The 14,693-nt window shown below is 54.3% G+C and carries 9 protein-coding genes; 3 read left to right on the top strand and 6 right to left on the bottom strand.

Going from position 1 to position 14,693, the window contains the following annotated elements; genetic code table 11:
• Positions 1-6: 6 nt before the first annotated feature.
• Positions 7-1,206 (bottom strand): hypothetical protein, encoded by a 1,200-nt coding sequence (locus KIS77_17545; GenBank protein ID MCW5924130.1) that lies wholly within the window; start codon positions 1,204-1,206, stop codon positions 7-9.
• 353 nt (positions 1,207-1,559) lie between these two features.
• Here KIS77_17545 and KIS77_17550 point away from each other — a divergent pair, with 353 nt between their 5' ends.
• The gene (locus KIS77_17550) at positions 1,560-2,306 is read left to right on the top strand and encodes an isoprenyl transferase (GenBank protein MCW5924131.1); all 747 of its coding nucleotides are present in this window, start codon (positions 1,560-1,562) and stop codon (positions 2,304-2,306) included.
• Positions 2,307-2,379: 73 nt separating this feature from the next.
• Positions 2,380-5,049 carry a transglycosylase domain-containing protein gene (locus KIS77_17555; GenBank protein MCW5924132.1) on the top strand — a complete coding sequence of 890 codons (2,670 nt, stop codon included), beginning with the start codon at positions 2,380-2,382 and terminating at the stop codon, positions 5,047-5,049.
• 385 nt (positions 5,050-5,434) lie between these two features.
• On the opposite strand, the gene KIS77_17560 is transcribed toward KIS77_17555, so the two are convergent.
• The 4 genes from KIS77_17560 to KIS77_17575 all read right to left on the bottom strand — a co-directional run bounded on the left by KIS77_17560 (position 5,435) and on the right by KIS77_17575 (position 12,527).
• Positions 5,435-10,162 (bottom strand): HYR domain-containing protein, encoded by a 4,728-nt coding sequence (locus KIS77_17560; GenBank protein MCW5924133.1) that lies wholly within the window; start codon positions 10,160-10,162, stop codon positions 5,435-5,437.
• A gap of 319 nt (positions 10,163-10,481) precedes the next feature.
• Complete coding sequence (locus KIS77_17565) at positions 10,482-11,294, bottom strand: undecaprenyl-diphosphate phosphatase (GenBank protein ID MCW5924134.1); 813 nt, start codon at positions 11,292-11,294, stop codon at positions 10,482-10,484.
• On the bottom strand, positions 11,291-11,671 hold the full coding sequence (locus KIS77_17570; protein ID MCW5924135.1) for a DUF3098 domain-containing protein: 381 nt from the start codon (positions 11,669-11,671) through the stop codon (positions 11,291-11,293). The genes KIS77_17565 and KIS77_17570 overlap by 4 nt, the downstream gene beginning before the upstream one ends.
• A 1-nt stretch (position 11,672) precedes the next feature.
• On the bottom strand, positions 11,673-12,527 hold the full coding sequence (locus KIS77_17575; protein MCW5924136.1) for a permease-like cell division protein FtsX: 855 nt from the start codon (positions 12,525-12,527) through the stop codon (positions 11,673-11,675).
• A gap of 82 nt (positions 12,528-12,609) precedes the next feature.
• Here KIS77_17575 and KIS77_17580 point away from each other — a divergent pair, with 82 nt between their 5' ends.
• Positions 12,610-13,191 carry a hypothetical protein gene (locus tag KIS77_17580; protein MCW5924137.1) on the top strand — a complete coding sequence of 194 codons (582 nt, stop codon included), beginning with the start codon at positions 12,610-12,612 and terminating at the stop codon, positions 13,189-13,191.
• 23 nt (positions 13,192-13,214) lie between these two features.
• Here the strand turns inward: KIS77_17580 and KIS77_17585 are convergent, their stop codons facing one another.
• Complete coding sequence (locus KIS77_17585) at positions 13,215-14,690, bottom strand: O-antigen ligase family protein (GenBank protein ID MCW5924138.1); 1,476 nt, start codon at positions 14,688-14,690, stop codon at positions 13,215-13,217.
• Positions 14,691-14,693: the final 3 nt, after the last annotated feature.

The following is a 14,693-nucleotide window of genomic DNA, read 5'->3' on the forward strand; positions in this document are numbered from 1 at the left end:
GGGGCATCAAGGTTCAAAAAAGCCAACGCTTGCGCCTACCCAATCTTTGCCTTGGTTGTAGCGCACACCCACCATCTCGCCTTTGCTCATGCGAACGAGGTTGTTGACCAGTCGGGGTTTGTCCCAGTTTTTATCCCAAACGATCATCATGCGGATTTCACACTTGGAAGGCTCGGCGGGATTGAGGGTTTCCACCCCCGCCACATATTCGACCTTGCGTTGGAGGATGAAATTGGCGGGATTGTCCACATTTTCCACATCGGCACGGTTGATGTTGATTTTCACGCCTTGCCCGGAAAAGGAAAAGAGTGGCTTCAACACCCAATTTTCGAGGTCGCTCGGAATTTCTTTCAATTCGTTGACAAAAAGCGTTTTCGGCACAAAATCGCTTTGAAGAAATGGCAAGGTGTGTTTTGAGATGCGGAAGAACCAGTTGGGATGGCCGACCCATTCCGCGTTCACCTCTGAGGTCAGGTCCCATTCGCGGGGCAGGTCGGCGCGTTTTTCCAGTTCGTCAAAAATGATGCGATTGTAGATGCGCTCCACGCCCACGCGCCGCCCGTTGTCGTCGAGATAGTAGAGGTCGCGGCCTTCGCGCTTGAGTTTGGAAAGGCACAGTACCTTGATGCCGAGATATTTTTGGCTTCCCCAAAAATCAATTCGGGTGTTTTGCTTTTCGGGTTCCACTTCTAGCAAAATGACGTTCTCCGGCTTGGAATTGCCCACGATGACCTGCCGGAGCAGCTCGATGTAGCCATGCTCGTCGAGGCCGCCGAACAAATGGTGGAACGTCGCCGGAATCTCAAAATGCTTGCGGTACGACTCGGCCAACAGGTGCTGGAAAAAGTAGAGCGAGGGAAACCCCTGCATCTCGATGAGTTGTGGCGTGAAATGCCCGTCCGCGTCGCGGCACACGCCAAAATCGAGTTGCAAAAACATCGTGTGCGCATCCTCGCCCGGCACCCTCAGGTGAGCGGGCAGCGCGGCCTCGCTGCGCTGCACGAAATCTGGCTGCGTGATGACCGCACAAATATCTTCCACCCCTTTCAACAGCTGGGCTTTTAGTGATTTGGGCACAAAAATCGGTGTCTCCGACACGCGGAACGTGCAGGCTTCCCCGTAGGCCGTGTTCACGGTGTCGAGAAATGCTTGGTATTTTTCGGGGGTGAATGTCGCGTTGTAGCGGTGGCGGGCTTCTTTGTGCATAACTTTTTTTACGGGTTTCGCGCATGGCGTGACCACTCCATGCGCGGCGGGTTGTCAGGTTTGTGCGTTAAGGCAAATGGATGAAGCGCGTGCCGTGTTTTCCCAAGGCTCGATGCCGAAACAAGCGTGCCCCACCCTGCCCTTCCGGCGAAGGTTCGCATTTTTTGAAATTTGAAAATGAAATGACGGGAAAAAAATCTTGCAAAGCGCCGTCACATCATGTTGAAACCTGAAAAAACAGCATTTTGAAATACCTTTGAGGGTTCTACGAATGTCGGCTGAAACCCGAAGCAAAGGGGTTCCGCTAAACAAGACCTGCAAACCCGTCAATCCTCCAACCTTTTCATAGAAATATGTCCGACCTGAAATCGCTCATCATCCCCGACAAGGTACCCCGTCATATCGCTATCATCATGGACGGCAATGGCCGCTGGGCCAAACAAAAAGGAATGCCGCGCGTGCTGGGGCACCGAAGCGGGGTGCAAAGCGTGCGCGAAGTGACGGAAGCCGCCGCCGAAATCGGCGTGGGCTTTCTGACGCTCTATGCTTTCAGCACCGAAAACTGGAACCGCCCACCCGCCGAAGTGACGGCACTGATGAGCCTTCTGGTAGAGACCATCAAAGGAGAGATTCGGGACTTGAACAAAAACGGGGTGCGGCTCACGGCCATCGGCGACATCGAGGCGTTGCCCAAATCGAGCTACAAAGCCCTCGTCGAAGGCATCGAACAGACCAAAAACAACCAGCGCATCACGCTGGTGCTGGCACTCAACTACTCCGCCAAGTGGGAAATCCTTCGCGCCGCCCGCCAATTGGCCGAACAAGCCAAGGCGGGGCAAATAGAACCGTCGGAAATTGATGAAAACATGTTCGAAAATTCGTTGAGCACTCGTGGCATCCCCGACCCCGAACTGCTCATCCGCACCAGCGGCGAGACCCGCATCTCCAACTTTTTGCTCTGGCAAATCGCTTATGCCGAGCTGTACTTCACCCCTGTTTTTTGGCCGGATTTTGGTCGGAAAGAGCTGTTTGAGGCTATTTTGAGCTACCAGCGCCGCGAACGCAGGTTCGGTATGACGAGCGAACAATTGGCGCGTTAGAAGACCACAAAGTTTCCTACCTTCGCGCTCCCAAACACTGCTTGGAAGCGACTCGAAAACGTTTCCCCCGTCTATGAGCGACAACAATTTGAAGTCTCAAAATAATAGTCTCCAGACCGCCCGTCGGTGGCTGGCTGAAAAAACAGCCCCTGCACGGGCCGCTTGGTCGCAGCTAACGGCTCCGGTTCGGGCGTTTTTGGCGCCAGCCACCGATGCTTGGTCGCGTTGGACTGCTCCAGCTCGCACCGCATGGGCGGGTTTCAGGCAGCGCCATCCTTTCGTGGCAGGCACTTTGGGCTGGGCAGGATGGTTGGTCAAGTGGGCAATTTACCTGCTGCTTTTTCTCGTGTTAGGCGTATGGGTCGGTTTTTTTGGCAAACTGCCCACCACTACTGAACTCAAAAGCATAGAGACGGCCAACTCCACAGAGATTTATACTGCCGACAGCATGTTGATTGGCAAATTTTTTATCGAAAACCGCACGGCTGTCACGCTCGACAATGTGTCGCCCTTCATCGTGAACGCGCTCATCGCCACCGAGGACAGGCGATTTCTGGAACACAGCGGCGTGGACCTTCAAAGCTGGCTGCGCGTGGGCTATGGCCTGCTCTCCGGCGAAGGGCTGGGTGGAGGCTCCACGTTGGGTCAGCAGTTGGCCAAAAATCTTTACCCCCGCAAAAAATACAAGATTCCCGGGCTGGGCCTTATCGTCAGCAAAATTCGAGAGAACTTTATCTCCATCCGCCTCGAAAAAGTCTATACCAAACAAGAGCTGTTGAGCTTTTACCTCAACACCGTGCCCTTCGGGGGCGATGTGTTTGGCATCAACGTGGCTTCGCGGCAGTATTTTGATAAAAAACCCAAAGACCTCACGGTGGACCAAGCAGCCACGCTGGTCGGGATGTTGAAGGCCACTACTTACTACAACCCCGTGCGAAACCCCGAAAACGCCAAGAAACGCCGCAACGTGGTGCTGATGCAAATGGTGAAAAACGGCGACCTCACCCAAGCGGAATACGACACCCTGAGCCAAAAGCCCGTCGGCGCTCGTCGCTACAACGTGGATAGCAACAATGCTGGCACGGGCACCTATTTCCGCGAGCACCTGCGCACCGACGTGATGCCGAAACTGTTGGAAAAGTATCGAAAAAAGGACGGGGAGAAATACAACCTCTACACCGACGGCCTCAAGATATACACCACCCTGCACTCAAAAATGCAGCAATACGCTGAGGAGGCAGTGGAAAAGCACATGCAAGAGCTGCAAAAACAATTCGACCAACATTGGAAGAACTACAAAAAAGAAAAACCTTGGGGCGACGACAAGTGGGTGCTCGATTGGGTGAGGCGCAGCAATCGTTGGGAATCGTACAAAGAAGCTGGGCTGAACGAAGGGCAAGCATTGGAAGAATTCGAGAAGCCCGTGAAAATGACAATTTTCGCTTGGAAAAACGGCGGCTCCGAGGTGGACACCACCCTTTCCCCGCTCGATTCGGTGCGCTACTATTTCTGTTTGCTCAATTGCGGCTTCATGGCGATGGACCATCGCAACGGCTATGTGCGCGCATGGGTGGGCGGCACCAATTTCAAATACTTCAAGCTCGACCATATCAAGACGCAACGGCAGGTTGGCTCCACGTTCAAGCCAATCGTGTATGCGGCTGCTTTGCAATCAAACATTTCACCCTGCTTCTACCTGCCCAACGAAATCACGAAAATCGTGGATTGGGAGCCGCACAACGCCGACGAACGCTATGGGGGGTATTATTCTTTGTCAGGAGCGCTCACTCGCTCGGTGAATGTGGTGGCCGCGCAGCTTATAGAAAAGGTAGGCATTCAGTCCACTATTGATTTGGCGGCAAAAATGGGTGTCACGGCCAAACTTCGCCGCGAGTTCGGCATCAGCCTCGGCGCTGCCGACATCAGTCTTTACGACATGATAAAAGTGTATGGCACAATGGCCAACCAAGGCGTGCGCCCAGAGCCGGTCACCGTGCTCAAAGTGCTCAGCCGCGACGGTGAAGTGGTGTACGATTACAAGGAAGAACTGACCCAAAACCCCAAGCTTGGCCCTTTCGTGGAGGCACTCTCCACCAATCAGGCTGCCACGATGACCAAAATGTTGCAGAACGTGGTGGATTATGGCACAGGCGCCCGCTTGCGATATGGCTTCGGCGTTCGAGGTGATTTTGCGGGAAAAACGGGCACGACGCAGAACCAAGCCGATGGCTGGTTTATTTGCTACAACCCGCAACTTGTCACGGGCGCTTGGGTGGGCGCGGCAAGCCCTGCCGTACGATTCCGTTCCATGAGCCTCGGGCAGGGCGCTTCGATGGCGCTGCCCATTGTCGCGTGGTTTTGGCACAAGGTGGCCAACGATAAAAAATTGGGCGGCATGCTCAATGAAAAATTCCCCACGCCCAAGCCCGAAGTTTTGACCGCCTTGAATTGCCACCCTTGGATAAGCATCGCACCCGATTCGTTGGATATGTTGCTCAACGAACAGGGGGACTCCACGCTCCGGGAGCAAATTGTCGCCTACTACACCACGCCCATTGACGAACGGACAGACAAACCTTTGCCCCTGCCGGGAGGCGAGGGTGGCGGAGAAGATATGCCGCCCGCCAACAAAGAAGAAGAGGAGAAAAAAGGCGGTATTTTCAAACGGCTGTTCGGCCACAAGCCTGACAAGCCGGATGACAGCGATAAAGACAAAGAGAAGAAAAAGCAGGAGAAGAATTAGGGGGCAATTCAAGAAAGCGAGGAGTTGAGCCTTCTTATACTTCGCGCCGTTAGGTTTTGGGCATGGCTGCAATCGCAATCTGCTAAAAATCAAGAACATCAATCATGTTCATCTAACAAATCCTAGCGAATCAAGGTATAGCATCTGCAAAAAACCTTGCTCATACGTTGCGCCCCGCCGAAGACGGGCCAAACATCACGCCCCGCTGGGGCTGGATTTTGTGGTAGTTGCTACCGACATTTTGCCCCGCTGGGGCGGCTATTTTTGCACATCACCACGAGCCGTTATGTCGTCTTGGCGAATCAAGGCATAAAACACGAGGCCACCCCTGTTCTGTGGGGGTGGCCTCGTTGGTTGATAGCGCAAGGACTTGCTTGACCCAGCGTTATTTGTTCACGACGATTCGACGTGCAATCATCTCATTGCCGACGCGCAACATGATGGGGTAAACCCCACTTGGTAGCGCCGTGAGGTCCAAATCCATCTGTTTGGGCGCGGTGGCTATTTGCTCCACGACCCGCCGCCCTGTCACGTCGAACACGGTCAGCACAACTTCCTTGTTGAGTCCATCAGGGAAAATCACCACAACATGGCCGCTGGTGGGGTTGGGGCGGATGGAAAGCCCGGATGCCCAACTGGGGTCTTTTGTGTTGACCAAACTTTTTACCTCGAAGGAATAGACTTGTGACAAACAGCCGGCAGCATCGGTCACGACAACTGTGTAAACGCCCATGCCGATGTTCGTCAAGTCCTCCGTGTCGGCGAAAGGAGCGCCGTCCTTCGTCCATTGGAAGGTGTAGGGCGGAAGGCCGCCGCCCACCGTCAGGTTGATGGCACCGATGTTTTGGTTGTCCACATCGTCGGTGATGGTCGCGGTCGCGGTGACTTGGGTCAGGATGGTGACTTCAAAGCTGCACGAACCCGGGTTGCCCCCTGCATCTGTGTAGGTATAGGTGTTGGTAGTGACGCCCAATGGGAAAGTGGCACCGCTTGGCAGGCCTTCCGTAAGTGCCCAGAAGCCGCCATTGCCGAGACAGTTGTCCGTAGCGACGGGCGCGCTGTATTGCACCACGTTGTCGCCGAAGCAACGCACGATGCTTGGAGGGCATTCTGTGGTGGGTGGCGAGTTGTCAATGATATTGGCTACGACGGTAGCGGTGCTGGTGTTGCCAGAATCGTCGGTGGCGGTCACGGTGATGATGTGCTCGCCTAATGTGAGGCAATTGAAGTTGGTCGGCTGGACGGTCACGCTGCTTACCACGCAATTGTCCGTGACGGTCACGCCCAAGATTTGCGGGGTGAGGGTCACGGTGCCTGTTGGGCCGAGCGGCACGTCAATAGGAGCGCCCGTGATGACTGGGGATTCCTCATCTACGGCCTCGATGGTGACGCTGGCTGTGATGGTGCAGCCGTTGTCGTCTGTTGCGGTGGCAATGAAGGTGCCTGCGACCAATCCGGTAGCGGTTGGGCCGGTTTGGCCGTTGTTCCAAGCGATGGAAATATCGCCAGTGCCGCCGCCCACGCTTACGGTGGCTGAGCCGTTCGGCGAGTTCACGCAGTCGGTGGTGTTTGCTTCTTCCACTTCGATTGTCAATGCCTCTGGCTCTGTCAGGGTGACATCGTCCGTCACTTCGCAGCCATTGGCATCCGTGATGGAGACGGTGTAATCACCTGCGCCAAGCCCTGTTTCGGTAGCATTGGTGCCGCCAGAGCTCCACTCGTAAGTGAAAGGACCGACTCCGCCTGTGATAAGCACGGTTGCTTCACCGTTGGTAGAGCCATTGCAAGTGGGATTGGTCGAGAGGAAGTTGGTCAATAAACCACAGTTGCCGGCCTCCACTTCCACCGATTGGACAGCGGTGCAACCATTGGCGTCCGTCACTGTGACGGTATAGATGCCTGCTCCAAGCCCCGTGATGCCTTGCGTGGTCTCTCCTGTGTTCCATTCATAAGTGTATGGTTCGGTGCCGCCAGTGGGTCCTGCGGTGGCTGTGCCATCGTTAGTGGCTGGTCCGCTGGAATTGGTTTTGGTGGCATTGGCAAGCAAAGTGTCTGGCTCGGTAATTTGAATCAGCAGTTCGACTGGGCAACCGGCCGCGTCAGTCGCGGTGGCGGAATAGGAGCCGGGACCAAGGTTCTCGATAGTGCTGGTCTCGGCACCTGTGTTCCAAGAATAGGTGTAGGGTGCTTCGCCAGCGTTCACAGTGATAGTGGCAACACCGTCGTTTGCATCGGCGCAGCTCACGTCTTGACCTTGAATGGTAGCAGCCATGGTGCAGTTGTAGGCATTCACCGTGACCACCGCGACTGCCGTGCACCCATTGATGTCCGTCACGGTGACGGAATAGTTGCCCGGCAAGAGGTCGGTGATGGTGGCTGTGGTGCCGCCAGTGTTCCAGTTGAAGGAGTAAGTGGGGGTGCCGCCTGTTGGGGCAGCAGTAGCCGTGCCATCAATGGTGCCATTGGCGGTCTGCGGTGTGGCACTTGCGTTGGCCAGCAGCAGTGCGGGCTGCGTAATGGTCACGGAAGTGCTAGCGGTGCAGTTTTCGCCATCCGTCACCGTCACGGTATAGGTGCCGGCACCGAGGTTGCTGATGTTAGGTGTATTGGCTCCCGTGTTCCATAGATAAGTGTAGGTATTGTTGCCGCCACCGGGTGTGACGCTTGCGCTGCCGTTTTGCGCACCGTTGCAGGTTACGTTGTTGGCTGTGGCTACAGCTGTCACGTTCGGGTTCTGAATCACCGTAGCATTGGCGGTGCTGGTGCACCCGTTGATGGTGTTGGTGACGACTACGGTGTATGCACCCGGTTGGTTTACACTCAGCACGGGGTTGTTGCCCGTATTGGTGGTGGAGCCATCGGGATTGGTCCAATTGAAGTTGAGCACACTTGCAGGCGGATTGCTCGTTGCCACGAGGTTGATGCTTGCGTTGTTGCAGTTGAGGTTGGCACTTGGAGCCAAAGATGCGCCCGGAAGGGCGTTGTTCAACGCGACAACGGCAGTGGCTGTGCTTGTGCAGCCATTCGGGCCTGTGACGGTGAGCGTGTAAGTGCCCGGTGTTGTCACGGTGGGGTTTTGCTGGTTGGAGGTGAAGCCATTTGGCCCTGCCCAAGCAAATGACGGGTTGGATGCCGGTGAGCCCCCGCTTAGTGCCACTTCATTGACGACACAAGTCAACGTATCGCCTGCTGCACTGGCACCGGGTGGCTGTGTGTTGGCAATCACCGTAGCCGTCGCGGTCGTGGTGCATCCGTTGTTTCCATCAGTCACGACTACCACATATTCCCCGCCCGCATTTACTGTTGGATTTTGCTGGTTGGAGGTGAAGCCGCCGGGGCCAGTCCAACTGAAAGTTGGGTTGACGGCATTGGTAGTGGATTGCAGCGTGACGGTGGGTTGCAGACAGGTAAAAGTGCCGCCTTGTGCGCTCGCGGTGGGTGGCAGTGTTTCTGCGGTGACTTTTGTGACATCAAAAGAAACGCAGCCGTTTAGGTTGTTGGTCACATATAGAATGTATAATCCCGGAGCATTGACCGTGGGCGTAAGGGTGGCTGCCCCCGACACGATGTTGCCACCATTGGTAGCGACCCATTGATAGGTATATTGAGGACCGACGGAGCCTGAGCCTTGCAGTTGTATGACCGCTTGCGCGCACGACAGCACCCTGTCAGGCCCGGCGTTGGACAATGGCGGGGTCGTATTGGCGACCACGACGACTGTGGCGGTATCCTTGCAGGCATTGCCTCCTCCACCAAAGTTGGTCACAATGAGCGTGTACTCACCCGGTGCGGTTGCCAATGCCGTGTCGGCATTGCTGATATTTTGCCCGGAGCTGTTGAACCATGCGTAGAAGACAGTATTGCCTTTGGAGGAACCTTCGCTGGTCAGCAACACGGAGGTTTTCGCGCAGGTCAAGGTATCGCGCACTTGCGCCGCAGCCTGCACGGGGATTTTGATGATGGTAAAATTGATGGTGCTGTCGCATCCTTCCGGGGTGGTCAGGGTTTCCACATAAGTGCCGGACTCGCAGAAATCAAACCCGTTCAGGGAATAGCAGTTTGGCTGGCACAGGTAGATGTTGGGAATTATCCTGTACTTGAGGGGACGCACGACGATTCTTTGCCGCACCACACTGTCACAACCCAAATAAGATTGATAGGGGGTAGAGGTCAAAGTGTATGTGCCCGGCGCGACGATGGTCGTGTTGGGTGCCTGCGACCACACGAAAGGCAACTCTTCGTAGCAAATGATTTCCTCATCAAGCACTGTGATAGGGATGGCTTGGCTGGTCACCGTGATACAGGTCGTTTTTGGCGTGTCGCAGGGGCTGTTGACGGTGACGCAGATATTGCCCCCAAAGTTGCCGAATTCTATGTCCACGGCGTGTGGGATAGGGCCGCCTGCTCCTGAACCAGCAACGACTGGTATGGTCACCACGTTGGTGCCGCCATTTATTTTGGAACCCGGAGGGGAAGTCCATGTATAGGAAGTTGCATTCGCAACAGGAGTCACGGAGTATTTCAATTTTGCTTTCGGGCATATTGCCGTGATGCCCTCAATGCTGCCGAGAGGTCCCAAAGGCGGAGGAACGAGGTCGCCTTGCGCCACTTGCACCGTGAACTTGCACTGTGAACCATTGGCATCAACGACGAGGTAGTAGATTTGACCGGGCGTGAGGCCCGACACAGTGATGTTGCTGTTGCCAGCATTAATCGTGGCACAAGCCAAAGCCGTCGGAGGCGGGCCAGAGCCACCGCCGGGACAAGCGTCCATAATCGCCACCTCCAAAGTGCTGGCACCTTGGCACTGAAGCGCCTTGATATTGAGCGAAACCGGAATAAAGGGGGACAATTGCCCAGCTATAAAGGCATACCACCGAGGGTTGTTTAAGGTGATGCTGCCGCCGTTGGCACAATTCAAATCTATCGGCGCGCCTAACGAGAGGAAGGTGTTGTCTTCAAACCCATTGGCAAAATCGCACGCAACGCAAGCCGATTGGCAAAAAGGGGCGCTCTGCACTTGCCCCGGTGGGCAAGCGCCCCCAAACTGTGCACTTAGCCTCACTCCGCCATAGAGGAAAAGAAAAAGAACGATGAGCAGAAATTGTTTCATAAGCAGCTGTTGCATTTAGAAAAAGTGAAAAAATCGGTGTTGGAAAAAGTTAGGCGGGAAATGGGGCGTATCAGGGGCAATTTGATTGGGCGAAGTACGGCATTTGCGAAATTCTTTTTATGCCTTCCAAGTGACAATGCCCGTCATTTTATTGATTTTCTAACAATTACCTGAATAAAGTTATGGAGGTTGAGGCAATAAGCCGAATCGGGCGGGAAAGCGAATGCAACAAAGATACTCCGCGTCTGTGCGACGCTGTTCGGGCAAATGCAAAATTTTGGCACAATGGCACTTCGATGAAGCGCGGTGATGGGCGGCACTAAAAACTACCCACGTCCACGCCTTCAAAATAGCCTGTCATCCACAAAAGGAGAATGATAGTGCCTACTATGATGCGGTAGTAGCCAAATACCTTGAAGCCGTGTTTGGTGAGATAGCCGATGAAGGCTCTTATCGCAATCATAGCCACGACGAACCCCACCACGTTGCCCACTGCCAACAGTATGAGGTCGTGTTGAGAGAACGAGCCGCCTTCTTTTGAGTAGTCCCAGAGCGATTTGCAGGTGGCGGCGAACATGGTAGGCACTGCGAGAAAAAACGAAAACTCCGCCGCTGTTTTGGGAGAAAGCCCCTGTGTAAGCCCGCCAATGATGGTGGCTGCCGAGCGGCTCACGCCGGGTATCATCGAAACAACTTGAAACAGGCCAATGCGCAGCGCCTTTGGAAGCGAAATGTCGTCCGTGGAGGTGTTGCGCCGACTGCGGCGGCGAAAATAATCGTCAATGAATAAAAACACCACACCGCCAGCGATGAGCGCGACGGCTACCACCACGATGTTTTCGAGGAGCGCGTCAATGTATTTTTTGAACAAAAGCCCAAATACCGCGGCAGGCATGAATGCCACCAAAAGACGCAGATAGAATTGAAAATTCTGAAAAAAGCGCCGCCAATAAAGCACCACCACCGATAGTATGGTGCCAAATTGTATGGCTACGGTGAACACTTTGACAAATGGATGGCTCGCGATGCCCATGACGGTGGAGCCGATGATGATGTGCCCTGTGGATGACACGGGCAAAAATTCCGTCAGTCCCTCAATGATGCCGAGGATGATGGCGTGGAGAAGATTCATGCCGATTGTGAAGGTTCTTGCGGCACGGAGGGCATTGCCGAGGAATCAGTTTTTTTGAAAATACCAAAGATGATTGTGATAAAACCCGCCACCATGAGGATAGGGGCCAAGGTGATGCGGCGGAAGCTGTAAATGCGTTCAGGCTCCCACACCTTCGGGTCAGGCATTGCCCCTCCGGTCATGGCGATGAGGCCCGCCATGATGAGCGCGAAACCAATGCCAAAAAGAATGAAGTTTTGACGGCCAAAAATGAACTCGCGACTGCCTGCCGTGAAGATATTGTCGCGTTTCTCCTGGCGGCGCGTGGGGGTTGGCGCAGTTCTTTTTGCTTGCTGTTGTTGAGGGCGGGGTTGAGGCCGCTGTTGTTGTTTTGCCATTTCAGTATAAATCGTCCACCCGCATACGCAGGAATTTGTTGACAACAAAAAAAGTGCTCATGCCAGAAATCAACACCCCCAGTAGGATTAGCCCGACAAACATCGCCAGAATGCCGTTCAGGTCTTGCAAATACCGAAGCTCGGGCATCATGGAATAGAGCCACCACAAGGAAGCAACCAGCGCCGCAATGGCAATGCCTGCGCTGACCATACCGTTCGCTATGCCCTTGCGGATGTACGGACGGCTGATGAAAGCCCAAGACGCGCCCACCAGTTCTTGATTTTTTATCAAAAAACGGTTGGAATAGAGCGCCAGTCGGATGGTGTTGTGAATGAGCGTAACGGCGGCAAAGATGAGCAAAATTCCAAGCCCCAATGCTATCAATCCAAGATTTTGAATGTTTCTGCCCACATTTCCGACATTCGCTGCTTCTATGTAAAGGTCGGCTACGAAAGAATCCGCTTTGAGTGCCTCCCGCCATGCAGCAAGGCTGTCGCTGTTCAAAAAATCGGCGCGGACGTTGAATCTAATCACATCGCGGAGCAGATCGGGGTTGTCTTCCAGCAGGCTGTTCTCGCCAAGCTCCCGTTTCATATCCGCCACAGCTTGGTCGCGGGTGATGAAAGTGACCGTTTCGGTTTTCACAAAAGGTTGCTGACGGATAGAAGCGATAAGGCGCGGCACTTCGGATTGCGGTGTGTCCGGTTTAAATTCCAGCCACACATCCACTTTTTCTTTGAACAAGGTCACTAACTTGCGCCCATGCAATGCTGTCAGCGCAAAAAAACCGAGAATGTAGAGCACCAGCGCAACGCTGATGATGGCGTAAAGGTAGGTAGGTCTGGCGCGTGGCATCGTTGTAGTACTTGGGTCGTTGAAATCGCGGCAAAAGTAGTTTTTACCCTTTACATTCAACTTACCTAAACCATACCAAAACATGAAGTACCTCGCATTTTTGTTGTTTGCCATCGTGTGTTGGGAGCAGCCGAGCCAGAAAATCCCCATTCGCAACCCATCTTTTGAAGACGACAAACCCGGGCGCTCCAAACTGCCCAAAGGCTGGCACTCCGACACGCCCGACAGCACGCCCGATATTCTTCCGGGGGCTTGGGATATACAATTCGCGGCACAAGATGGCAAAACCTGTGTGGGGTTGGTGACGCGCCGCGACGGCACAAGCGAGGACATCTCGCAGGGACTTTCGGAGGCGCTTCAAGGCGGGGTGTGCTACACCTTTTCCATCTATCTGGCTCATGTGCCCAAATATGTGGGCTACAATCATCCGGTCAGATTGCGGATATGGGGCAGCGCCACGCGGGGCAAAAAGGAAATGTTGCTGGCCTCGTCGCCGCTGATTGACCACAACGATTGGCGCCGATATCCCTTCCAGTTCGTGCCCACCCGCGAAATGCGCTTCATCACGCTCGAAGCATGGTACGGCCCCGGCACCATGTTCAAATACAGAGGCAACATCGTGCTGGACAATTGCTCCGCGATTGAAAAATGTGATAGGGCTTGAAAAAGGGCTTGAAGGAGCTTCAATTAGGTGGAAGCAGAGGAGAGGGCCTTGTTGTCGCGGCTTTGCAGGTCCATATTGACCAAAATGGCGGTGGACATGAAAAACAACGCGCCGATTTTGTCGGTCTCCAGCAGGTCGTTCATCAGCATCAGCAGGAGCGTCAGCATGAAACAAAGCAACGAGGCGAGCAGGACACGCCTCTTCCACGCCTCTTTCGTTCGGTGGTAGATGCGCTCACCTTTGAGCATGACGATGACGCAGAAAAGCAGAAAAATGACCAATCCCGGCAACCCTTGTTCCACCGCCACCATGAGAAAGTAGTTGTGTATGCCGGAGCGTTCGGGGTTGTCGCTCACATAAGTTTTGAAGCTCGTGACGGTGTAGTTTTTGTAAAAAGTATAAAAAGTGGCGGGGCCAAATCCCGTGTAAGGCCGCTCTTGCATCATGTAGGAAGCCGCTACCCACCGATACACGCGCTCCATGGTGGAAATGTCTTCCAACTTGATGGTGGCATCCAACAGGCGGTCAAAACGTTTGTGGGTCACGGTGCGCTCATAGTTGGGGGTGAATTGGAGCCAATTGTCGCGCGTGCCAACGAACCCGACAAACATCACCACCACAAACGCCACAGCCACCAAAGCAGCCTTTAACAGCCGATAGCGCACTACCCAATAAATGCCAATGGCCCCCACGAGCGCCACATAGGCGGCGCGGGTGTAGGCAAAGTTGATACCCACCAACAACACCAAAATGCCCAACACCAGCAACAACCACTTCCCCGACCAGCGCCGATACCAATAGGTGCCATACCACACGAAAGGAAGAAAAACCGCCAGCAGACAGGCATACATGACGTGATTGCGAAAAAATGGCCCCATCACATAGCCGACTTCTTCAAAACTGAAGCCTCGCGCTGCGTGGCGGACGATGACCGTCAGGACGGCGAAAAGAAGCGGGAGGAAAAAGCACCAAAGCAGGTTTTTAAAATCGCGCTCTTCTTGCAAAAAACGGGCAGCGAGGAAATAGAGCACGATGAGATACCACACCTTCGCAAGCAGATATTTGAAAGAAATATAAAGGTGCTGCGAAGTGATGGTCGTGATGACAATCCAAGCCAGATGAGCCAATAGTGCCAGCGTGATGGGGTGGCGCAAAAACTGGGTGTCAACGGTGCGCCAGTTGCGCAAAAACCAGCCGCTCCCCACCAGCGTCAGCAGCCACATGAATTGCTCGGAAGGCAAATCGGTGGCAAACCCGCCCGGCAAATCCAACTCCATGGAAAGTGGAATGCTGACCAGCATCAGCAAGAAGGTTTTCCGAATGTCCATCGCAGACAACCACACCACTGCCACCATGCCCGGAATCGCCATCAACGCGGGCATGCCCAGATAAATACCCCCGAACACCGCGCCGACCATCGTCAACAAATACACCGACAATAGCCCCCCCTGCGGGTGGTCGTCGGGTACTGCCAAGATGGAATGGAGGCGGCGTAACATCGT

Source organism: Saprospiraceae bacterium, from assembly GCA_026129545.1.
GTDB lineage: Bacteria > Bacteroidota > Bacteroidia > Chitinophagales > Saprospiraceae > M3007.